The sequence below is a fragment of the Kitasatospora sp. NPDC056273 genome (assembly GCF_042268845.1).
Classification (GTDB): Bacteria; Actinomycetota; Actinomycetes; order Streptomycetales; family Streptomycetaceae; genus Kitasatospora.
Map to the genome: position 1 here is coordinate 77,531 of NZ_JBHJSJ010000022.1, position 22,582 is coordinate 100,112.

A 22,582-nucleotide genomic window follows, 5' to 3' on the forward strand; every position below is an offset into this window, starting at 1 on the left:
GAGCGTCGGCCCGCAGCCGTCACCGGTCGGATCGTCACCGCCTAGACCGGAAACACCTTGTCCTTCGACCAGCCCTGCCCGTACGCCCCGCACGCGCTCCTTGGCGGCCGGGCGCATGCCCACCTTTTTCCTGGACGGATACCCATGAAGAGATTCCTGATCGTGCTCGCGACCGGCGCGGCGCTGGCCGCGGTGCACCTGCCGGCGGCAGTGGCGGAGACCCCGTACGGCTCCCTGCCCGCGCCGTCCGGCTGTTCGGCGCCGGCCGTGCGGGCCCCCGCCGGTACGGCGGTGGAGTCCGTGACGGCGGCCCGCCGGGAGGGCGGGACCATCGACGGAACCGGGGTGGTGGGCGGCACGGTCACCGGTGTTCCCGCCTTCTGCGAGGTGACCGTCACCCTGACCCACCCGGGCGACAACGACCATGCGAGGGTGCGGACCTGGCTGCCAGTCAGCGGCTGGAACGGCCGCTTCCAGGCGCTCGGCGGAAGCGCCTTCGCCGCCGGGGACAACGGCGTCGGGATGGGCACCGCGGTCAAGAACGGCTACGCCGCGACCACCACCGACGGCGGGCTCGCCGATGCCGTGGACGCCGGCTGGGCGCTGAACGCGAAGGGCGAGGTCGACACCGCGCTGCTGAACAACCTCGCGTCCCGCTCCCAGCACGAGGCGGCGATCGTCGGCAAGCAGGTGGTCGCCGCGCACTTCGGCAGTCCGGCCTCCTACTCCTACTTCAACGGGTGCTCCACCGGCGGGCGCCAGGGTTACCTGGAGGCCCAGCGCTACCCCGACGACTTCGACGGCATCCTCGCCAACGCGCCCGCCGTCAGCTGGGACGAGTTCGAAGTCGCCACCCTGTGGCCGCAGGTGGTCATGAACAACGAGAAGACCTACCCGTCCGCCTGCGCGTTCAAGGCCTTCACGGACGCCGCCGTCGCGGCCTGCGACCCGCTCGACGGAGCCGAGGACAAGCTGGTCAACGACGCGTCGCGGTGCGACTTCGACCCGCGTCGGCTGATCGGCACCACGGTGGTCTGCGACGGGAAGGAGCTGACCATCACGGCCGCCGACGCCGCCGTCGTCCGCAAGATCTGGGACGGTCCGCGCACCGCCTCGGGCCGCAGGCTCTGGTCCGGCGTCCCGGTCGGTGCCGACCTGGCGGGGCTGGCCGGCACCACCGCGCCCGACGCGGACGGCCAGGTGCGGGGCGCGCCGTTCCCGGTGCCCCGGCTCTGGGTCACGAACTGGCTGAAGAAGCAGCCCTCGTTCGACGTCTCGACGATCACCTACGACCAGTTCACCCGGCTGTTCGAGCAGTCGCGGACCGAGTACGGCCGGATCATCGGCACCGACGACCCCGACCTGTCCGCCTTCCGCGATGCCGGCGGCAAACTCCTGACCTGGCACGGCCAGGCCGACCAGTTCATCCCCGCCCAGGGCACCGTCGACTACCGCCGGCAGGTCGAGCGGACGATGGGCGGCGGCAAGCGGGTCGACGACTTCTACCGGCTCTTCCTCGCCCCGGGCACGGCCCACTGCGGCCTCAACAAGGGCGGCGGCACGACCGACGACCTCGCTGCCCTGACGGCCTGGGTCGAGCAGGGCAAGGCGCCGCGGACACTGCCCGCCACGCTGCTCGACGCCACCGGGCGGAGCGTCGACCGCGACCTGTGCCGCTACCCCGAGGTGTCCCGCTACCGGGGCCACGGCGACCTGGCCGCCGCCTCCAGCTTCCGCTGCGTCCTCCCTTCCCGGCACTGATCCCTGCCCGGCGCCGATCCTCTCCCAGTGCCGGTTCCCTCCGGTGCCGCCCCGGCCCGGCCCGCACCCGACGGCGCGGGCCGGGCCTTCGTGCGTCGCGCGCGGGGCGGGCGGGGGACGGCGAAGGGGCCGACAGCGGGTGCTGTCGGCCCCTTCGGGAGTGGATCAGTCCGTGCGGTGGATCACCGGACCCGCAGCGGCCCCGCGAAGGACTTGCGCAGGGCCGGCGGAGCGGCGACGGGGAGCAGCGCGGCGAGCATCCTGCCCTTGAGGGTGCTCGGCTGCCGCGTCAGCTGGACGTCGACCCGGGTTCCGTCGCCCTCGGGGATCATCCGGAAGACCCAGCCGCCGCCCGGGCCGAAGAGCTTGGAGTCGAGGGTGGTGACGGTGACGGTGCGGCCGCCCGGCTCCCACTCGTAGCGGGCGCGCTCCCAGGCGGCGGCGGTTCCCTCGGTGACCTCGGCCCAGGTGTCGCCGAGCGCGTGGACCTCGAAGTGTTCGGCGTCGATCGTCGGCCAGGCCTCTGCGCGGGAGGGGCCGAAGTCGGTCAGCACCGCCAGGACGTCCTCCGTGCCGAGCGTGGAGACGAGATGGAAGCGTACGACTGCCATGGTGGGTGTCCTCATCGGTAAGTAACTGCTCCAGCCGGTGACGACAGGTTTCCATGCGCCTGCGTCACCTGTCAAAGGGGTGACGAAATGAGGACATGCGTGGGCGCGGCGCCCGCAGGGGAGGGCGCCGCGCCGGGAGGTGTTAGGCCTGGAGGACCCGGTAGCTCAGGGCGGTCCGCGGGAGGTTGGCCTGGGCCAGCGTTCCGCTGAGCCACCCGGGGCCGTTGCAGTCGGCCTCGGCGTACAGCGCCAGCGTGGCGCCCCCGTTGGCGATCTGCACCGAGCGGGCGCCGGGCCACAGGGTGTGGCAGGTGCCGAGGTCGGTGAGGTCGACGGTGGTGGCGAACCCCTGCCCGTAGGTGGAGGAGTAGAGGCGCGCGCCCGGCTGCAGGGGCGGCCAGCCCGCGGCGCCGGCCGTCCCGGCGCCGAGGCCGACCAGGGTCGCGGCCAGGGCGGCGGTGACGGCTGCGCCGCGGAGTTTCGTCTCGGGTGTGAACATGCGATCCGCCTTCTCGGGTGGGAGGGAACTGCCGGATCGGCCGGTGGCTCGTCGGGCGGTTCCGGCTCGGGGGAAGATCATTGCATCTTCAACAAAGCGTCGCGAGGGCAGAATCGGCCAGGCGCGCGCAGGCGGGAGTGATGGGCGCGTTCTCGTCACCGCCTTGACAGGTGACGGTGCGGAATGCACCCTGAAAGCCGCCTCCGGCGCCGCGAGGGCGCCGGCCGCGATCGCCGACGAGGAGAGTGGCCATGGCCGAGCGGCCCGCAGTCGATCCCGCCGCCGAAGCGCGGCACGCACGCTACGGAACCCTTCCCGAGCGCATCCGCTTCGAGGACATGACCGAGGAGGCGGCAACCGGCCCGGGCGGCGCCGCGAACACGGCCCACGACCCCGAGCGCTCCTGGACCTTCTACAACTGCCTGGCCGTCGACCTGGCCCCGTAGCTCCGCAGCCCCGACATCCCGCAGGCGGACGTGTGGACCGACCACACCCACCGTGGCGGTGATCAGCGAGATCCACCGGGGGGTGCCCGAGGCGGAGTAGTGCCCGAGGCGGGGTGGTCAGGGGGTGGGGTGGCCGGTGAGGTGGGCGAAGACGTCGTCGAGAGTGGGGCGGCGCATGGTGAAGTCGGCGACGGGGATGTCGGCGCGGCGCAGGACGGCGGCGACGGTGGCGATGTCGTTGAGGCCGTCGTCGAGGGGGATGGAGAGCCGGCCCTTCTGGGTGTCGACGGTGGGTTCGGCGGTGAGGGCGGGGCGGAGGGCGGCGAGGGCCGGGGTGACGTCGGCGGGGGAGGCGACGGTCAGCTCCAGCCATTCGCTGCCGACCTTGCGCTTCAGTTCGTCGGGGGTGCCGTCGGCGATGACGCGGCCGGAGTCGACGACCACGATCTGGTCGGCCAGGTAGTCGGCCTCCTCCAGGTACTGGGTGGTGAGGAGCACCGTGGTGCCGCCGTCGACGAGTTCGCGGACCTGGCCCCAGAGTTCCATCCGGCTCACCGGGTCGAGGCCGGTGGTGGGTTCGTCGAGGAAGAGCACCGGGGGTGCGGTGATCAGGCAGCTGGCGAGGTCGAGGCGGCGGCGCATGCCGCCGGAGTAGGCGCGGGCAGGGCGGTGGGCGGCGTCCGCGAGGCGGAAGCGTTCCAGGAGTTCGTCGGCCCGGCGGCGGGCCTCGCGGCGGCCGAGGTGGAGCAGGGTGCCGAGCAGGACGAGGTTCTCGCGGCCGGTCAGGACCTCGTCCACGGCGGTGTACTGGCCGGCCAGTCCGATCCGGCGCCGGACCTCGTGCGGTTGGCGGACGACGTCGTAGCCGGCCACCTCGGCGTGGCCGCCGTCCGGGGTGGTGAGGGTGGTGAGGATCTGCACGGTGGTCGTCTTGCCGGCGCCGTTCGGTCCGAGCAGGCCGAGGACGGTGCCGGTCCGGACGCCGAGGTGGATGTCGGCGATCGCCACGACGTCCCGGTGGCGCTTGTGCAGGCCCTCGGCGCGGATGGCCATGTCCATGTGGGGCTCCCGGTCGGTGGCGAGGAGGGGCGAGGCAGGAGGAGGAAGGGCGGTCAGGCGGTGAGGCGGACGGGGAGGCTGCTGTAGCCGTGGACGAAGTTGGAGTAGAGCCGGACCGGTTCGCCGAGCAGCTCGATCCCGCCGACGGTGCCGCGCAGGGCGGCGAGCATCGCCTCGACGTGGGTCCGGCCGAGGAAGGCGCCCAGGCAGAAGTGCGGGCCGTAGCCGAAGGCGACGTGCTTGTTCGGGGTGCGGGCCAGGTCGAAGCGGTTCGGCTGGTCGAAGACCTCCTCGTCGAAGTTGGCCGAGCTGTTCCAGAGCGTCACGACGTCGCCGGCCCGGATCGTCCGGTCGCCGAGTTCGACGTCGGTCAGGGCGCGCCGGCCGAAGTGCATGGCCGGGGTGGTCCAGCGCATGACCTCCTCCACGGCCGGCTCCAGCCCGACCGAGCCGTCCTTCAGCGCCCGCCACTGCTCGGGGTGCCGGGAGAGGGCGATGAGCGCGCCGATGGAGGACATCCGGCTGGACTCGTCGCCGCCGAGGATCAGGCTGTAGCAGTTGAAGACGACCTCCTCCTGGCTGAGCGGCTCGCCGTCGACGGTGCCGGTCGCCAGGGCGCTGATCACGTCGTCGCCGGGGTGCTTGCGCCGCTTGGCGGCGAGGTCGGAGAAGTAGAGCAGGATCTCGTTGCGGGCCAGCCACTCCTCGGTCGCGGTGTGCTCGGCGCTGGTGCGGGAGAGGGTCTGGGTGTTCCAGTGGACGAGGCGCTCGCGGTCCTCGACCGGGACGCCCATGAGGTCGCCGATGGTGTTGATCGGGATGTGGTCGGCGAGGTCGGTGACGAAGTCGAAGGAGCCGCGGGCCAGGCCCTCCTGGAGCAGCGCGGCGGTCCGCTCGTGCACGCCGGCCACCACCGGGGCCAGCACCCGGGGCGAGAAGGACCGGAGCATCAGGTTGCGGATCTCCCGGTGCCGCGGCCCGTCGGTGACGGCGAGCATCCGGCGGGAGGCGGAGTCCTCGCCCTGCAGCAGGGTGGCGAGCACGTTGCCGCGCTCGGAGGTGAACCGCTTGTTGTCGCGGTAGACGGCGAGCACGTCGGCGTGGCGGGAGACCGCCCAGAACGGCGGGCCCTGGTCGGTCGCCGGGTGCAGGTGGACGGGCTGTTCGGCGCGGAACCGGGCCCACATCGCGCGGACGTCGAGGTCGAGGTAGGTGTGCGGGTCGGTGAGGTCGATCGTAGCGAGGTCGACGGTGGCCAGGTCGACGGGCGGGGAGGCTCCGTCGACCGTCGGGGGCTGGAGGGGCATGGTCGGCCGTTTCTGTGACGGGGGCGGGTCAGGAGGACGGCGCCGGGACGGCGGGGTCAGGAGACCGCAGACCGGTAGCGGCGCAGGCTCAGCAGCACGGTGACGACGAAGACGGTCCCGAGCGAGGCGGCGATGGTGAGCGAGAGGCTCGGGGTGGCGGCGCTGCCGGCCGCGTCCGGGTTGCCCCACAGCCGCCGCAGGGCCGTCACCACGGCGCTGACCGGGTTCCACTCGGCGACCAGCCGCAGCCAGCCCGGCAGCCGGTCGACGGACTGGAAGGCGTTGGAGAGGAAGGTCAGCAGGACGGTGACCAGCCCGGCGACGACGTTGATGGTCTCCATGGTGCGGGAGAACATCCCGAGCATCAGGCCGACCCAGAGCATCGCGTACATGAAGGCGGTGAGCAGGGCGAGTCCGGCGAGGAAGGGCAGCACGCCGCTGTGCGGGCGCCAGCCGAACGCCAGGCCGGCCGCCGTGACCACGGCCAGGCCGATCAGCCCGACGACCAGGTCGCCGAGGGTGTGGCCGACCAGGACGGCCGGTCTGGAGATCGGCATGCTGCGGAACCGGTCGACCAGGCCGCCGCGCAGGTCCGCCGCGACGGCGACCGCGGTCGGGCCGATCCCGGCCAGGCCGACCTGGGCGGCCGCGCCCGCGAAGATGTACTCCTGGTAGCTGCCGCGGCCGGAGAAGGACAGCGAGCCCTGGAACAGGTAGCCGAGCACGATCATCGAGATGAGCGGGTTCATCACGATGCCGATCAGCCGGCCGGGTGCCCGGCGCAGCCGCCGCAGGCGCCGTCCGGCGACGGTGACGGATTCGAGGAGCAGGGCGAGCGGCGCCGAGCGGGGGCGGGGGGTGACGGCGGTCAGCATTCCGGGCTCCCGTCCAGGCGGCGCAGCTCGGCGTCGACGAGCCGTCCGATGACGGCCTGCGGACCGGCGTGCATCAGGTACTCGTGGCCGGCGGCGATCCGGTGGACGACCACCCGTCCGTTCACGTGCTGCTCCCATCGGCCGGTCTGGTCGGCGAGTTGGTCCGCGGTCCACTCCTCGGCGGCCGCGAACAGGTGGAGGTCCCCGGTGAACCGGCCGGGGGTGAAGCGCTCCATCAGCGCGCCGTGGTGGCGCGACAGCCGCAGCAGCCGCAGCAGCGACTCCTCGTCGAGGTCGGCCAGCGGGCCGGCCTCGCGCCGCAGCAGGTCGAGCAGGGCGGCGCGGGTGCGGCCGGGGCCGGCCAGCTCGTCGCGTCGGTGGCCGAGCGCCTCCAGGGCGCGCAGCAGGAGTTCGCGGTCGTCCTGGCCGCTCTCGTCGCGGCCGGTGCGGCCGGGGTAGCCGTCCAGGTCGGCCAGGAAGTCGACCTGTTCGCCGGCCTCCTGGAGCCGGACGGCGATCTCGTGGGCGAGCACGCCGCCGTAGGACCAGCCGAGCAGCCGGTACGGGCCGTGCGGCCGCAGCCGCCGGATGGTCCGGACGTAGTCCGCGGCCACCGATGGGATGGACTCGGGCAGCGGGGCGGCGGCGTCCAGTGCGGGCGACTGGAGGCCGTACAGCGGGTAGCGCGGATCGAGGTACCGGGCCAGGCCCAGGTAGGGCAGGCTGAAGCCGAGTCCGCTGTGCACCAGGAACAGCGGGGGCGCGTCGCCGTCCGGCCGGATCGGCAGGACGGGCGCGAACGCGTCCGCGGACTGTTCGGCGGAGGCGGTCGGGCGGGCCCGCTTGGCCAGTTCCGCGACGGTGCGGTGCAGGACGACGTCCGCCACCGCCAGCCGGAGCCCGGCCGACTGGGCCCGGCCGACCAGCCGGACCGCCAGGAGCGAGTGGCCGCCGAGGTCGAAGAAGCTGTCGTCGATGCCGACCTCGGGGAGGCCGAGGACCTCGGCGAAGAGCGCGCCGAGGGCCTCCTCGACGGGGTTGCGGGGGCGGCGCGCGGCGGCGGGGGTGAAGTCGGGGGCGGGGAGACGGTTGCGGTCGATCTTGCCGTTGGGGTTGAGCGGGAGTTCGTCGAGCACCACGACCGCGCCGGGGACCATGTACCCGGGCAGGTGGTCGGCGGTGTGGTCGCGCAGGGTGGCGGGGTCGGGTGCGGTGCCGGGGGTGGGGGTGACGTAGGCGACGAGGGTGGGGCCGGCGGGGCCGTCGGTGCGGGCGACGGCGACGGCGGTGCGGACGGTGGGGTGGGTGGCGAGGACGGCTTCGATCTCGGCGGGTTCGACGCGGAAGCCGCGGATCTTGACCTGGGTGTCGGCGCGGCCGAGGTAGAGGAGTCGGCCGTCGGGGGTCCAGCGGACGAGGTCGCCGGTGCGGTACATGCGCTCGCCGGGTGCGAACGGGCAGGCGAGGAAGCGGGTGGCGGTGAGGCCGGGGCGTCCGGCGTAGCCGCGGGCGAGTCCGGCACCGGCCAGGTACAGCTCGCCGGCCACGCCCGGGGGCACCGGCCGCAGCCCGTCGTCCAGCACGTACGCCCGGGTGTTGCGGATCGGGCGGCCCAGCGTCACGACCCCGTCGCCCGCCAGCCCGGCCGCCGTGGACCAGATGGTGGTCTCGGTCGGCCCGTACAGGTTGGTGACCGTGTCGGCCCGGGCGGCCAGGGCGTCGGCCAGGGCGGGCGGGACCGCCTCACCGCCGATCAGGACGCGCAGGCCGCGCACCGACTCGGGGCGGTGGAGCACGAGTTCCTGCCAGAGCGCCGGGGTCGCCTGCATGATCGTGATGCCGTCGCGTTCGAGGGAGGCGGCCAGCGCGGCCGGGTCCAGGGCGACGACCTCCGCGCCGACGACCAGGCCCGCGCCGGACAGCAGCGGCAGGTAGACCTCCAGGCCGGAGATGTCGAAGGACCAGGTGGTGACGGCCAGCAGCCGGTCGTGGGCCTCCAGCGGGAAGCGCTCCCGGGTGGACACCAGCAGGTTCAGCAGTGACCGGTGCTCGACCATGACGCCCTTGGGCCGCCCGGTGGAGCCGGAGGTGAAGAGCAGGTAGGCCAGCCGGGAGCCGTGCAGCGGGGCGGCCCGCTCGGCGTCGGTCAGCGGCCGGCCGTCGAGGGCGGCCAGCGCGGCGTCGACCTCGGGGTCGTCCAGCACGACCGTGGGCACGCCGGTGCGCGGAAGCCGTGCGGCGATGGCGAGTTCGGTCAGCAGGAGGACGGGCGCGGCGTCGTCGAGCATCAGCCGGACGCGGTCGGCCGGGAGCGCCGGGTCGACCGGCAGGTAGGCGGCGCCGCTCTTCAGGACGGCCAGCTGTGCCACCACCATCTCCGCCGTCCGGGGCAGCGACAGGGCGACCGGCCGGTCCGGGACGACCCCGCGGTCGACCAGGTGGCGGGCGAGCCGGTTGGCCCGGGCGTCGAGTTCGGCGTAGGTGAGGGCGGTGGTGTCGGTGAGGACGGCGACGGCCTCGGGGGTGCGGGCGGCCTGGGCCTCGAAGAGGGCGACGACGGTCGTGGCGGTGCCGGCGGGAGAAGCGTCGTCGGCCGCGGTGTCGTTCCACTCGGTGAGGACCTGCCGGTGCTCCTCCGGAGTGAGGACGTCCAGTCGGGACAGCGGCGTCCGCGGGTCGCGGGCGACCTGGTCGAGCAGCCGGACCAGGCGGGCGGCCAGGGCCTCGGCGGTGGCCGGCTCGAACACGTCGGCGTTGTACTCCAGGGTGCCGACGAGACCGGCCGCGGAGTCGCCCGTGGCGTCGCCCGGGGAGCCGCTCGCGGAGTCGTCCTGGCGGCGCCGCTCGGTGACGGCCAGGGACAGGTCGAACTTGGCGCCGTCCGCCCCGACCGGCTGCTCCGTCGCCGTCAACCCCGGGAGTTCCAAGGACGGTTGGGTGTTGTTCTGGAGCACCAGCATGACCTGGAAGAGCGGGTTGCGGCCCATGGAGCGTGCGGGGTCGAGGACTTCGACGAGTCGTTCGAAGGGGATGTCCTGGTGTTCGTAGGCCTTGAGGGCGGTTTCCCGGGCGCGGTCGAGGAGTTGGGTGAAGGCGGGGTCTCCGGTGGTGTCGGTGCGCAGGACGAGGGTGTTCATGAAGCAGCCGACGAGGTCTTCCATGGCGTCGTCGGTGCGTCCGGCGATGGGGGAGCCGATGGGGATGTCGTGGCCGGCGCCGAGGCGGGTGAGGAGGGCGGCGAGGGCGGCCTGGAGGACCATGAAGAGGGAGGCGCCGTTGTCGCGGGCGAGGTGGGCGAGGCGGTCGTGGGTGTCGGGGTGGACGCGGAAGGGGACGGTGCCGCCGCGGTGGGTGGCGACCTTGGGGCGGGGGCGGTCGAAGGGCAGGGCGAGTTCCTCGGGGAGGTCGGCGAGGTTCTCCGTCCAGTACGCCAACTGCTGTGCGGCCAGGGAGGTTTGGTCGTGGTCCTCGCCGAGGAGGTCCTGCTGCCAGAGGGTGTAGTCCGCGTACTGCACTGGCAGTGGCGACCAGTCCGGCGCGGTGCCGGTGGACCGGGCCGCGTACGCCCGTGAGAGGTCCCGGGCCAGCGGGGTGGCGGACCAGCCGTCGGCCACGATGTGGTGGACCACCAGCAGGAGCAGGTGCTCCGCCGGGCCGGTGCGCAGCAGCGTCGCGCGGACGGGGAGCCGGGTCGCGAGGTCGAAGCCGCGGCCGGCCTCGCGGGCGGCTTCCGCCGGGGCCTCGGCGGGGGAGGTCTCCCGGACGGTGAGTCCGGTCCAGGCCTCGGTGCCCAGGACCTCCTGGCGGGGCTCGCCGTCGGTCTCCGGGAAGACGGTGCGCAGCACCTCGTGCCGCTCGACCAGGTCGGCCAGCGCCGCGTCCAGCGCCGTGACGTCCAGCGCCCCGGAGAGCCGGACCGCGAAGGCCATGTTGTAGGCCGCCGAGCCGGGCTCCAGCCGGTTCAGGAACCACAGCCGCCGCTGGGCGGAGGACAGCGGCAGAGCGGCCGGGCGCGGTCCGGGCCGCAGCGCGGGCCGCGCGGAGCGGTCCCGGTGGAGGCGGCCGGCCAGCCTGGCCACTGTCGGCGCCTCGAACACGTCCCGGATCGAGACGGTCGAGCCCAGTGCCGTACGGATCCGGCTGACCAGCCTGGTCGCCAGGAGCGAGTGGCCGCCGAGGTCGAAGAAGCTGTCGTCGATGCCGATCCGGGGCAGGGCCAGGACCTCGGCGTAGAGGGCGCAGAGGCGCTCCTCGGCCGGGGTGCGGGGCGGCCGGGCGGCGGCGGGGGTGAAGTCGGGGGCGGGCAGCCGGTTGCGGTCGATCTTCCCGCTCGGGGTGAGGGGGAGTTCGTCGAGCACGAGGACGGCGGCCGGGACCATGTGGTCGGGCAGGTGGTCGGCGGTGTGGTCGCGCAGGGTGGCGGGGTCGGGTGCGGTGCCGGGGGTGGGGGTGACGTAGGCGACGAGGGTGGCGCCTGCGGGGCCGTCGGTGCGGGCGATGGCGACGGCGGTGCGGACGGTGGGGTGGGTGGCGAGGACGGCTTCGATCTCGCCGGGTTCGACGCGGAAGCCGCGGATCTTGACCTGGGTGTCGGCACGGCCGAGGTAGAGGAGTCGGCCGTCGGGGGTCCAGCGGACGAGGTCTCCGGTGCGGTACATCCGGGAGCCGGGCTCGTAGGGGCAGGCGAGGAAGCGGGTGGCGGTGAGGCCGGGGCGTCCGGCGTAGCCGCGGGCGAGTCCGGCACCGGCCAGGTACAGCTCGCCGGCCACACCCGGGGGCACCGGCCGCAGCCCGTCGTCCAGCACGTACGCCCGCATGTTCCAGATCGGACGGCCGATCAGGGTGTCGGCGCCGTCCGGCCCGGTGCACACCTCGCCCCGGGTCGCGACGGCACCGGCCTCCGAGGCGCCGTAGAAGTTGAGCAGCCGGGCCGAGGGCAGGGCCTGCCGGAACGCCCGGACGGTGGCGGCGGGCAGCTGCTCGCCGCTGCAGATCCAGACCGCGCAGCCCGCGACGGCGGTTGGCTCGGCGCTGTCCAGGAAGGCGTTCAGCAGGCTGGGCACGACGGTGAGCCGGGCGATGCCGTGCCGGGCCGTGGCCGCCGCGAGCTCGGGTACGCTCCGGGCCGTGTCGGCGTCGACCAGGACGGTCGAGCCGCCGGACAGCAGCGGCGCCAGCAGCTCGGTGATCCCGTCGATGACGCTGACCGGCGACTTCGCCAGGATCGCGGCCTCCCGCTGCTCGGGGAGCTCCTCGGCGAACCAGGTCAGCCGGTTGACCAGGGCGCGGTGCAGTCCGAGCACGCCCTTGGGCCGGCCGGTGGAGCCCGAGGTGTAGATGACGTACGCCGGGTGGTCGGGCAGCAGCGGGCAGGTGCGGTCCGCGTCCGTGGGGGCGGTGCCGGGGAGGGCGGCCGTGGCGCGCTCCAGTGCCGGGTCGTCCAGCAGCAGGCGGGGCAGGCCGGTCTCCGGCAGCTGTCCGGCGGTCGCGCTGTCGGTCAGCAGGAGGACGGGCGCGGCGTCGTCGAGCATCAGCCGGACGCGGTCGGCCGGGTACGCCAGGTCGACGGGCAGGTGCGCGCCGCCGGCCTTGAGCACGGCCAGCAGGGCGACGACCATGTGCGGCGACCGGGGCGCCGCGAGCGCCACCGTGCTCTCCGGGCCGACGCCCCGGCCGATGAGGTGGCGGGCGAGCCGGTTGGCCCGGGTGTCGAGCTCGGCGTAGGTCAGGGCGGTGGTGTCGCTGCGGACGGCGACGGCCTCGGGGGTGCGGGCGGCCTGGGCCTCGAAGAGGGCGACGACGGTGGTGCCCGGGTGGCCGCCGGCGGTGTCGTTCCACTCGGTGAGGACCTGCCGGTGCTCGCGCTCGGACAGCAGGTCGAGCCGCCCCAGCGGGAGCCCCGGGTCGCGGGCGACCTGGTCGAGCAGCCGGACCAGACGGGCGACCAGGGCCTCCGCGGTGGCCGGCTCGAACACGTCCGCGCTGTACTCCAGGAAGCCGTCGATGCCGGCCGGGGCGGCGCCGGCGTCCTGCTGTTCGGCCAGGAAGAAGTTCAGGTCGAACTTGACCGAGTCGGCGGCCGGCGGCTCGAAGGCCGCCCGGACGCCGGGCAGGGCCAGCTCGGGGCGGGTGTTGTTCTGGAGCACCAGCATGACCTGGAAGAGCGGGTTGCGGCCCATGGAGCGTGCGGGGTCGAGGACTTCGACGAGTCGTTCGAAGGGGATGTCCTGGTGTTCGTAGGCCTTGAGGGCGGTTTCCCGGGCGCGGTCGAGGAGTTGGGTGAAGGCGGGGTCGCCGGTGGTGTCGGTGCGCAGGACGAGGGTGTTCATGAAGCAGCCGACGAGGTCTTCCATGGCGTCGTCGGTGCGTCCGGCGATGGGGGAGCCGATGGGGATGTCGTGGCCGGCGCCGAGGCGGGTGAGGAGGGCGGCGAGGGCGGCCTGGAGGACCATGAAGAGGGAGGCGCCGTTGTCGCGGGCGAGGTGGGCGAGGCGGTCGTGGGTGTCGGGGTGGACGCGGAAGGGGACGGTGCCGCCGCGGTGGGTGGCGACCTTGGGGCGGGGGCGGTCGAAGGGCAGGGCGAGTTCCTCGGGGAGGTCGGCGAGGTTCTCCGTCCAGTACGCCAACTGCTGTGCGGCCAGGGAGGTTTGGTCGTGGTCCTCGCCGAGGAGGTCCTGCTGCCAGAGGGTGTAGTCCGCGTACTGCACCGGCAGCGGTTCCCATGCGGGGGCCGCACCGCGTGCCCGCGCCGCGTACGCCCGCGAGAGGTCCCGGGTGAGCGGTGCGGCGGACCAGCCGTCCCAGGCGATGTGGTGGACGATCAGCAGCAGCAGGTGCTCCGCCGGGCCGGTGCGCAACAGGGTGGCCCGCAGCGGGAGTTCGGTCGACAGGTCGAAGCCGCGGGCGGCCTCCGCCGGGGCCTCGGCGGCCTCCCGGACGGTGAGTCCGGTCCAGGCCTCGGTGCCGAGGACCTCTTGGTGGGGTTCGCCGTCGGTCTCCGGGAAGACCGTGCGCAGCACCTCGTGCCGCTCGACCAGGTCGGCCAGCGCCGCGTCCAGCGCGGCGGTGTCCAGGGCCCCGGAGAGCCGGACCGCGAAGGTCACGTTGTAGGCCGCCGAGCCGGGCTCCAGCCGGTTCAGGAACCACAACCGCCGCTGGGCGAACGATAGTTCACCGGAGCGGTCGCCCTGGACGGCGGGCCGCAGCGGCGGCCGGACCGCGCCGCCGGCCGCGAGCTCCCGGGCGACGCCGGCCACCGTCCGCTGCTCGAAGAGCGTACGGATCGGCACCTCGGTGCCCAGGGCGGAGCGGACCCGGCTGATCACCTGGGTGGCCAGCAGGGAGTGGCCGCCGAGGTCGAAGAAGTCGTCGTCGATGCCGACGGCGGTCCGGCCGAGCGCGTCCGCGAAGATCCCGCCGAGGATCTCCTCGACCGGGGTGCGCGGCAGCCGGCCCGCCGGGGCGGGGGCGCTGTCGGGGGCGGGCAGGGCCCGGCGGTCCAGCTTGCCCTGCGGGGTGAGCGGCAGCGCGTCGAGCACGACGACGGCGGCCGGGACCATGTACTCGGGCAGGGCCTCGGCGACCCGCTCCCGCAGCGCGGCCGGGTCCGGTACGGCCGGGGGCCGGGCGACCACGTAGGCCACCAGTCGGTCCTCGCCGTCGTCGGTGCGGACCACGACGGCGGCCTGCGCCACCTCGGGCCGGCCGGTCAGCACGGACTCGATCTCGCCGAGTTCGATCCGGAAGCCGCGCAGCTGCACCTGGTCGTCGGCCCGTCCGGCGTAGTCGAGTTGGCCGTCGGGGCGCCAGCTCGCCAGGTCGCCGGTGCGGTACATCCGCTCGCCGGCGGGGCCGAAGGGGTCGGCGACGAAGCGTTCGGAGGTCAGGCCGGGCCGGTCCAGGTAGCCGCGGGCCAGGTTGCCGCCGACGTAGAGTTCGCCGACCACCCCGGCCGGGACGGGCCGCAGCGCGGAGTCGAGCACGTAGACCCGGTGGGCCCGGGTGGGCCGGCCGATCGGGGGCCGGCCCGAGCCACCCGGCCGTTCGCCACCACTGAGCCGCTCGCTGAGCCGTTCGCCGCCACCCAGCCGCTCGCTCACCGTCGAGGCGAGGACGGCCTCGGTGGGCCCGTAGCCGTTGATCATCTGCAGCTGCCCGGACCAGCGGTCCACCACGTGCGGCGGGCAGGCCTCCCCGGCGACGACCATGGTCAGGTCGGCGGGCAGCCGGGTGCCGTCCGGGAGCGCGGCGGCGACCACCGGCGGCAGCCCGGCGAGGTTCACCCGGTGGCGGTGGATCAGGTCGACCAGCGGCCGGCCGGGGACCCGGCACTCCTCGTCGGCGACCACCAGGGTGCCGCCGCCGAGCAGGGACAGGCTCAGCTCCCAGACCGAGGCGTCGAAGCTGAACGAGGCGAACTTCAGCACCCTGGTGTCCGGGCCGACGCCGAAGCGCTCGACCAGGCTCGCCACCATCGCGGCGAAGCCGGAGTGGTCGACCGTCACGCCCTTGGGCCGGCCGGTCGATCCGGAGGTGTAGATGACGTACGCCGGGTGCCGGGGCAGCAGCGGGGCGGTCCGCTCGGCGTCCTGCGGGGCGTGTGCCGGGAGGCCGGCCAGCTCCGCCAGGGTGGCCGGGTCGTCGAGCAGCACCGTGCGGCAGTCGGCCCCGGCGAGCTGCGGGGCGAGGGCGGCGGTGGTGAGCAGGACGGCGGGCCGGCTGTCGGCCAGCATGAAGGCGATCCGGTCGGCGGGGTACTTGGGGTCGATCGGCAGGTACGCGGCGCCGGTCTTGAGCGCGGCCAGGACGGCGCAGGTCATCTCGACCGGGTCGGGTACGGCCAGCGCGATGATCCGCTCCGGTCCGACGCCGTGGGCGATCAGCAGCCGGGCCAGCCGGTTGGAGCGCTCGTCCAGCTCGCGGTAGGTCGTCTCGCGGTCCTCGAAGACCACGGCCACGGCCTCGGGCGCCCGGGCGACCTGGGCGGCGAACAGCGCGGGGACGACGGTGCGCGGGGCGGCGGCGGCCCGTCCGGCCCAGTCGCCGAGGATCCGGTGGTGCTCCTCGTCGGTGAGCAGGGGCAGCCGGCGGAGCGGGACGTCCGGGGCCGCCAGGACGCTCTCCACCACGTGGGCGAAGCGGTCCAGGATGCGGACGACCTCGTCGCGGTCGTAGCGGTCGGGGCGGAACTGGGCGCTCAGCGTCAGCCGGGTGTCCGGGTAGGCGAGGACCGCGAGGCCGCGCTCGCCGGCCAGCCGGGTGCGGGCGTTGCCCAGCCGCAGTTCGGGCACCAGTGCGTTGAGCCGGCCGACGTCGGCCTGCGGCTGGTTCTGGTAGCTGAACACGGTGTCGAACAGCTCGCCGGCCCCGGCGATCCGCTGCACCTCGGCTAGGCCGAGGTGCCGGTGGTCGAGCAGGGCGGTCTGCTGCTCGTCGATCCGGTGGAGGAGTTCGGCGACGGGCAGGTCCGGGTCGAGCCGCACCCGTACCGGGAGCATGTTCAGGAAGAGTCCGACCAGCGACTCGATGCCCGGAAGCTCCGGCGGCCGCACCGAGTTGACCGCGCCGAACACCACGTCCGGGGCGTCGGTGAGCCGGCCGAGCAGCAGTGCCCAGCAGCCCTGGAGGACGGTGTTGAGGGTGAGGTTCTCCGCGCGGGCCCAGGCGACCAGCCGGGCGGTGAGCTCCTCGGGCAGGGCGAGGTCGACGGCCTCGGGCAGCCCCGGGTCGCCCGGCCGGTCGGCCGTGCCGAGCCGCAGCGGCTCGCCCAGCCCGTCCAGTGCCTGCCGCCAGGCCGCGCGGGCGGCCTCGGTGTCCTGGGCGGCGAGCCAGTCGAAGTACGCCCGGTAGGAGGGCGCCGGGGGCAGGGCGGCCGGGTCGCCGCCGGTGGCGTACAGGGTGAACAGTTCCTGGGCGATCACGCCCATCGACCAGCCGTCCACCAGCAGGTGGTGCAGGGTCCAGAGCAGCCGGACCCGGTCGGGGGCCAGCCGGAGCACGGTGAAGCGCAGCAGCGGGGGCCGCGCCAGGTCGAAGCCGCGGGTCCAGTCCGCGTCGGTCAGCCGTTCGGCCTCGGCCGTCCGCTCCGCCTCGGTGGGGAGCCCGGACAGGTCGACCTCCTCCCAGGGCACCGGCACCGAGGCGGCCACGACCTGCCGGGCGTCCTCGGCGGACCGCTCGGGGAAGTGCACCCGCAGGCCGGCGTGCCGGGCCAGCAGCGCGGCGGCCGCGGTGCGCAGCGCGGCCGGGTCGAAGGGCCCCTCGATGTCGAGGACGGCCTGCATCAGGTAGGAGTTCATGCCCTGCTTGTCGAACTCCGTCTGGAAGATCAGGCCCTTCTGGAGCGGTGACAGCTCCAGCGCCTCGCCGTCCGCCGCCCCGTCCTGCTCGCCGGGGACGGCCTGTTCGGCGTGGGAGGCGTGGGCGGCCAGGGCTTCGAGGGCGCGGAACCAGGCGCGGGCGATGTGCTCGGCGTCGGCGTCGGCCAGTGCCTCCGGGGCCCAGAGCCAGTCGGCGACCAGGTGCGGCCCGTCCGGCCGGTCCTCGGTGACGGGCGTGGCCGCGAGCACGTGCCGCAGCGGCATGCTCGGGTGCACCCCGGTGCCGACGACGGCGTGCCGGGCGTCCGGCAGCCAGTCCCCGGCGCTCTCGTCCCGGTCGGTCCGGAACCGGCCGAGGTAGTTGAAGCCGAGTTCCGGTACGCCGTGCCGGGCCAGGGCGGTGACGGTCTGCGGGTTGAGGTGGCGCAGCAGCCCGTGGCCGAGCCCGTGGTCGGGCAGCCGGCCGAGCTGCTGCCGGACCCGGCGCACGGCCGCGTCGAGCGGCTCCCGCCCGGCGTCGCCCGGATCCAGCCGTACCGGGAAGACGCTGGTGAACCAGCCGACCGTACGGGAGAGTTCGGCCTCGTCGGTGAACGGCTCGCGGCCGTGGCCCTCCAGTTCGACGGTGACGGCGCCGGCCGGGCGGTCGCGGTGCCGGCGCCAGTCGGCGACGGCGAGCGCGAGGCCGGTCAGCAGCAGGTCGTTGATCTCCCCGCCGTAGACCCGGCGGGCGGCGGCGAGCAGTGTCGCGGTGGTGTCCGCGGGCAGCTCCAGCCGGAGCCGGTGGGCGGAGCCGTACACGTCCCGCTCGGGGTCCAGGGGACGGGAGCCGAGCGGCTCCGCGGCCGCCGACTGCTCGGCCCACAGCGGGAATTCGCGCACCCGCTCGGCGGTGCGGGCCTGCTCGCCGAGCAGCTGCGACCAGCGGCGGTAGGAGGTGCCGACCGGTTCCGGGGCGAGGCCCCGGCAGGCGGCGGCGAGGTCGGCGACCAGGACCCGCCAGGAGACCCCGTCCACGCACAGGTGGTGGGTCAGCCAGACCAGCCGGCCGGGGCGGCCGGGGCCGGCGTCGAGCAGGACGAGCCGGGTCACCGCGCCGGTCTCCGGGGCCAGCCCGGTGCGGGCCGCGGCGATCTGCTCGTCGACGGCGGCGGCCAGCGCCGCCGGGTCGTCGGCGAGCGCCGAGACGTCGACCCGGTGCACCGCGTCGGCGGCCCGGACGGCGCCCCTGGGCAGGGCCTCCAGGGACCACAGGCCCGGCGCCACCACGGTCAGCCGCGACCGCAGCGCGGCGTGGTGGTCCAGCAGGACGGCGGTGGCCGCGGTCAGCCGGTCGAGGTCCAGGCCGGCCGGGGTGGTGAGCACCTGGTACTGGCTGTACTCCCTGGTCCGCTCGTCCAGGACGCCGAGGTCCTCGCGCAACTGGTGGGCGATCGGCAGGAGTTCGACCTCGCCGGTGTCGTCCGGCGCGGCGGCCGGGCGGGCCGGGCCGCCCGGTGCGGCGAGCGCCGCGATGGCGGCGGGGGTGTGGTGGGTGCGGATCTGCAGCGGGGTGACGGTCAGTCCGGCCCGGCGGGCGTGGCCGACCGCCAGGATGGCGCTGATGCTGTCCCCGCCCAGCTCGAAGAAGTTGTCGCCGGGGCGGACCTCCGGCACGCCGAGGACCTCGGCGAACGCGGCGCAGACGATCTCCTCGGCCCGGCTGCGCGGAGTGTCCGGCCGGGCCGGGGCCTCGGCGCCGGCCGGTGCCGGGTCGGGCAGCGCCCGGCGGTCGACCTTGCCGTGCGGGGTCAGTGGCAGGGCGTCCAGGAGCAGGACGTTCGGCGGCACCATGTACTCCGGCAGGACGGCGGCCAGGCGCTCGCGGACCCCGGCCGGGTCGAGCACGGCCCCGGCGCGCGGGACGCAGTAGCCGACCAGCCGGGTGCTCCCGCCGGTGCCGCCGACCGCCCGTACCGCCGCGTCGGAGACGTCCGGCAGCGCGCGCAGCGCCGCCTCGATCTCGCCGAGCTCGATCCGGTGGCCGCGCACCTTCACCTGGTTGTCCCGGCGGTCCAGGAAGACCAGTTGCCCGTCCGCGCCGCGCACCACGCGGTCGCCGGTGCGGTACATCCGGCTGCCCGCCGGGCCGTACGGGTCGGGCACGAACGCGGCGGCGGAGCGGGCCGGGTCGGCCAGGTAGCCGCGGCCGACGCCGGCGCCGCCGACGTACAGCTCGCCGGGCGCTCCCTGGGGGACCGGGAGCAGGGCGTCGTCGAGCACGTAGAGCCGGGTGTTGCGGACCGGGCGGCCGATCGGGACGGCGCCGTGTTCGGGGAGCCCGTGGCCGAGGTGCGCGTGGGTGACGTCGTCCGAGCACTCGGTGGGCCCGTACGCGTTGACCAGCCCGACCAGCGGGTAGCGGCTCGTCCAGCGCCGGCACAGGTCGGCGGGCAGTGCCTCGCCGGTCGCCACCAGGTGGCGCAGCGCGGCCAGTACGGGAGCGCCGGCGCCCAGGTCCCAGGCGTCCAGGGCGGCGCGCAGCAGTGAGGGGACGACCTCCAGGACGGTGACGTCCTCGGTGTCGGCGAGGGCGAACAGCAGGTCGGGGTCGGCCGCGGTCTCCCGGCGCACCACCCGGACCAGGCCGCCGACCACCAGCGGCGCGAGCATCTGCCACACCGACACGTCGAAGGTGACCGGGGCGTTCTGCACCACGCTGTCGGCCGCGTCCAGCGCCAGGTCGTCGACCTTCGCCAGCAGGTGGTTGACCATCCCCGCGCGGTGCACCATGGCGCCCTTGGGCGCCCCGGTGGACCCGGAGGTGAAGATCACGTACGCCAGGTCCAGCGGGGTGCCGAGGACCGGCGCGAGGTCGTCGGCGGCGTCCCGCTCCCGCGCGGAGACCTCCAGCAGCCGGACCGGTCGGCCGGCGGCGGCCGCCACCCGCTCGGCGAGCGGCCGGTGGGCGGCGTCCGCGACCACGGTGGTGATCCCGTTGTCGGAGAGCAGGGCGACGGTCCTGGCCTCGGGCGCGCCCGGGTCCAGCGGGACGTAGGCCGCGCCGGCGCCGATCACGCCGAGCACCGAGGCGATGAAGTCGGAGCCCGGGGCGACCAGCAGGGCCACCAGGCCGGCGTCGCCGACCCGGCGGGAGAGGGCGCTGGCCCGGCCGACCAGCTCGGCGTACGTGGTCGTGCCGCCGTCCTCGGCGACCGCCACGGCCTCGGGCCGTCGGGCAGCGAGTTCGCGGATCCGGGCCACCGCGCAGTCGAAGCCCGCCGGGCGCTCGGGCCCGCTCGACTCCCGCACCCAGGCGGCGCGGTCCCCGGTGTCCACGGCCAGGCCGCCGACCGGCTGCTCGTCCCCGGCCTCGGCGAAGCGGTCCAGGAACTCCACCAGCCGGGCGAGGTGGCCGTCGATCTCCGCGTCGGTGTAGCGGTCCGGGTTGCCGTTGAGGTGCAGCTCGATGCCGGCCCCGGTGGTCTCGACCACGGTGACCATCAGGTCGTCGATCAGCCCGGTCGACAGGTTCACCACCCGCGCCGTGCACGGGCCGAGGGCCAGTTCGGCCTGCTGCGGCAGCAGGTTGACGAACGGTCCGAAGGGCCGCCGGTCGTCGCTGCGCAGCCCCATGGCGCGGCGGATCGCGCTGACCCGGTGGCGCTGGTGGCGGAGCGCCTGGGCGAGCTCCTTGGAGGTCCGGCGCAGCAGCCCGGCCCTGGTCAGGGCGGGGCGGACGGGCACCCGCAGCGGCAGGTAGTTGGCCAGCATGCCGGGGATCGACCGCTCGTGGGCGGTCGGCCGGGCGGTCACCGGCAGGGTCAGCAGGACGTCCTCGACCCCGGTCATCCGCTGGGTGTACACCGCGACCGCCGCCATCACCGCGGTCGGCCAGGTGACGTCCGCGCGGCTGGCGGCCGCGCGCAGCCGGGCGCTGGTGCCGGCGGACAGGACGGCGGTGCGGCGCAGGAAGCCCTGCGGCGCGGCCGTCGCGGGCTCCCGGTGGGAGAGGTCGGCCGGCTCGGGCGGCTCGGGGAACCGGCGCTGCCAGAACTCGGCGTCCCGCCGGGCCCGGGAGGAGCCGAGGTAGGCGGCCTCGGCGGCGAGCAGGTCGGCGAGCGGGGGCAGGGCCGGGCCGGCGTCCCCGCCGTCGGCCTCGTACAGTTCGGCCAGCCGGCGCCAGAGCACCACCTGGCTGAAGCCGTCGCACAGCAGGTGGTGGACGGAGAGGTAGAAGAGCGCCCGGTCCGGGCCCAGGGTGAGGACGGCGAGCCGGAACAGCGGGAACCCGGCGGGGTCGTAGGGCTTCGCCAGGTCCGTCCGCATCCAGTCCAGCGCCGCCGCGGACGGGTCGGGCTCGGCGCCGAAGTCCAGCTCGTCGAGCGGGAGTTCGGCCACCTCGCGGAGGCGCTGGCGGGGTTCGCCGTCGACGTCGAGGAACTGGGCGCGCAGGCACTGCGCCTCCTCGACCAGCCGGCCCAGCGCGGTGCGGAAGCGGGCCCGGTCCAGCGGGCCGCGGACGTCCAGGTAGCCGGCCGAGTTGTACGCGTTGCTCCCGCCGGCCCCGTTGACGTCGAGCCAGATCTCCGTCTGGCCGGCGGTGAGCGGCAGCGAGGTCCCCAGGACCGATGTCATCACAGGCTCCCAACGGAGGTCGGGCCGATCGAGGCGAGGCCGGTACCGGGGGCGGCCGCCTCGGCGGCCAGGGCGTCGGGGCCGAAGGACTCCAGCACCCACGCGTCGTCGTAGACGGTGTCCAGGTAGCGTTCGCCGAGGTCGGGCGCGATGGCCACGGCGGTCAGATCCTCGTCCGGCCGGTTGGCGCCCAGCCAGCGGGCCGCGCCGCTGAGCACCGTGCCGGTCGAGCCGCCGAGCAGGAAGCCCTCGCGCAGCAGGGCGCGGCAGGCCCGGACGGTGTCGGTCTCGGCGACCAGCACGGTGTCGTCCACGTAGGACTCGTCGAGGATGGCGGGCCGGACGCTGGTGCCGATGCCGGGGATCAGCCGGCCGCCCGGCTCGTGGCCGAAGTTGACCGAGCCGACGGCGTCGACCGCGACGATCGTCACCCCCGGGTTGTTCTCCCGGAAGTACCGGGCGCAGCCCATCAGGGTGCCGGTGGTCCCGGCGCCGACGAACAGCACGTCCAGCTCCGGGAAGGCCTTGGCGATCTGCGGCCCGGTGGTGCGGTAGTGGGCGGTCCAGTTGCCCGGGTTGGCGTACTGGTTGAGCCAGTGGAAGTCCCGGTGCTCGGCGCACAGCCGGGCGACCAGGTCGAGCCGGGCGCCGAGCAGGCCGCGCTGCGGGTCGGGCTCGGTCACCACCCGCACGTCGGCGCCCAGGCGCTGCATCAGCCGCCGGGAGACGGTGGTGCAGCGGGAGTCGGTGACGCAGACGAAGGTGAGCCCCCGGCTCGCCGCGACGAGGCTCAGCGCCACGCCGAGGTTCCCGGAGGAGCTCTCCACGATGGTCATCCCCGGCCGCAGCGCCCCGGACCGGAAGGCGGAGTCCACCATCTCGCCCGCCGCCCGCAGTTTGACCGAGCCGGCGAAGTTGAAGCCCTCGCACTTGAGGTACAGCGGACGGCCGATCATCCGTCGGAGGTCGACGTACAGGTCCTCGACGTCGAATTCCTGCGGTGTCGTGATAACTGGCATGCGTCTACTCCCACCCGGTCGTTCCGTGGTAGCGGGTGCCCAATCGGTCCGAAGCGATGGCCCCATGGT

Annotated in this window: 9 protein-coding genes; 2 read left to right on the forward strand and 7 right to left on the reverse strand. The window is 74.8% G+C overall.

Annotation, left to right across the window (positions count from 1 at the left end; genetic code table 11):
• Positions 1-144 precede the first annotated feature (144 nt).
• Positions 145-1,761, forward strand: coding sequence for a tannase/feruloyl esterase family alpha/beta hydrolase (locus ACFCY1_RS20975; protein ID WP_375875534.1), 1,617 nt, complete (start codon positions 145-147; stop codon positions 1,759-1,761).
• Positions 1,762-1,943: 182 nt separating this feature from the next.
• On the opposite strand, the gene ACFCY1_RS20980 is transcribed toward ACFCY1_RS20975, so the two are convergent.
• A complete protein-coding gene (locus ACFCY1_RS20980; protein WP_375875535.1) occupies positions 1,944-2,372 on the reverse strand; it encodes a hypothetical protein in 429 nt (142 codons plus the stop codon).
• A 142-nt stretch (positions 2,373-2,514) separates the two neighbouring features.
• Positions 2,515-2,871 (reverse strand): hypothetical protein, encoded by a 357-nt coding sequence (locus ACFCY1_RS20985; RefSeq protein ID WP_375875536.1) that lies wholly within the window; start codon positions 2,869-2,871, stop codon positions 2,515-2,517.
• Positions 2,872-3,122: 251 nt separating this feature from the next.
• On the opposite strand from ACFCY1_RS20985, the gene ACFCY1_RS20990 reads away from it, so the two are divergent.
• Entirely contained in the window at positions 3,123-3,317 is a 195-nt protein-coding gene (locus ACFCY1_RS20990; protein ID WP_049649282.1) for a hypothetical protein, read from the forward strand.
• A gap of 117 nt (positions 3,318-3,434) precedes the next feature.
• On the opposite strand, the gene ACFCY1_RS20995 is transcribed toward ACFCY1_RS20990, so the two are convergent.
• The 5 genes from ACFCY1_RS20995 to sbnA are packed head-to-tail and all read right to left on the reverse strand — an operon-like array spanning position 3,435 to position 22,513.
• Positions 3,435-4,376 carry an ATP-binding cassette domain-containing protein gene (locus tag ACFCY1_RS20995; protein ID WP_117487111.1) on the reverse strand — a complete coding sequence of 314 codons (942 nt, stop codon included), beginning with the start codon at positions 4,374-4,376 and terminating at the stop codon, positions 3,435-3,437.
• A gap of 53 nt (positions 4,377-4,429) precedes the next feature.
• Positions 4,430-5,683, reverse strand: coding sequence for a cytochrome P450 (locus tag ACFCY1_RS21000; protein WP_049649278.1), 1,254 nt, complete (start codon positions 5,681-5,683; stop codon positions 4,430-4,432).
• Between the two features lie 56 nt (positions 5,684-5,739).
• On the reverse strand, positions 5,740-6,558 hold the full coding sequence (locus ACFCY1_RS21005) for an ABC transporter permease (RefSeq protein ID WP_049649277.1): 819 nt from the start codon (positions 6,556-6,558) through the stop codon (positions 5,740-5,742).
• Entirely contained in the window at positions 6,552-21,494 is a 14,943-nt protein-coding gene (locus ACFCY1_RS21010) for an amino acid adenylation domain-containing protein (protein WP_375875537.1), read from the reverse strand. The genes ACFCY1_RS21005 and ACFCY1_RS21010 overlap by 7 nt, the downstream gene beginning before the upstream one ends.
• Positions 21,494-22,513 (reverse strand): 2,3-diaminopropionate biosynthesis protein SbnA, encoded by a 1,020-nt coding sequence (gene sbnA, locus ACFCY1_RS21015; protein WP_375875538.1) that lies wholly within the window; start codon positions 22,511-22,513, stop codon positions 21,494-21,496. Before sbnA ends, ACFCY1_RS21010 begins: the two co-directional genes overlap by 1 nt.
• Positions 22,514-22,582: the final 69 nt, after the last annotated feature.

Coding starts and splice junctions, on each gene's coding strand:
- ACFCY1_RS20985 (WP_375875536.1), bottom strand. CDS start 2,871: ATGTTCACACCCGAGACGAAACTCCGCGGCGCAGCCGTCACCGCCGCC.
- ACFCY1_RS20980 (WP_375875535.1), bottom strand. CDS start 2,372: ATGGCAGTCGTACGCTTCCATCTCGTCTCCACGCTCGGCACGGAGGAC.
- ACFCY1_RS20990 (WP_049649282.1), top strand. CDS start 3,123: ATGGCCGAGCGGCCCGCAGTCGATCCCGCCGCCGAAGCGCGGCACGCA.
- sbnA (WP_375875538.1), bottom strand. CDS start 22,513: ATGCCAGTTATCACGACACCGCAGGAATTCGACGTCGAGGACCTGTAC.
- ACFCY1_RS20995 (WP_117487111.1), bottom strand. CDS start 4,376: ATGGACATGGCCATCCGCGCCGAGGGCCTGCACAAGCGCCACCGGGAC.
- ACFCY1_RS21000 (WP_049649278.1), bottom strand. CDS start 5,683: ATGCCCCTCCAGCCCCCGACGGTCGACGGAGCCTCCCCGCCCGTCGAC.
- ACFCY1_RS21010 (WP_375875537.1), bottom strand. CDS start 21,494: ATGACATCGGTCCTGGGGACCTCGCTGCCGCTCACCGCCGGCCAGACG.
- ACFCY1_RS20975 (WP_375875534.1), top strand. CDS start 145: ATGAAGAGATTCCTGATCGTGCTCGCGACCGGCGCGGCGCTGGCCGCG.
- ACFCY1_RS21005 (WP_049649277.1), bottom strand. CDS start 6,558: ATGCTGACCGCCGTCACCCCCCGCCCCCGCTCGGCGCCGCTCGCCCTG.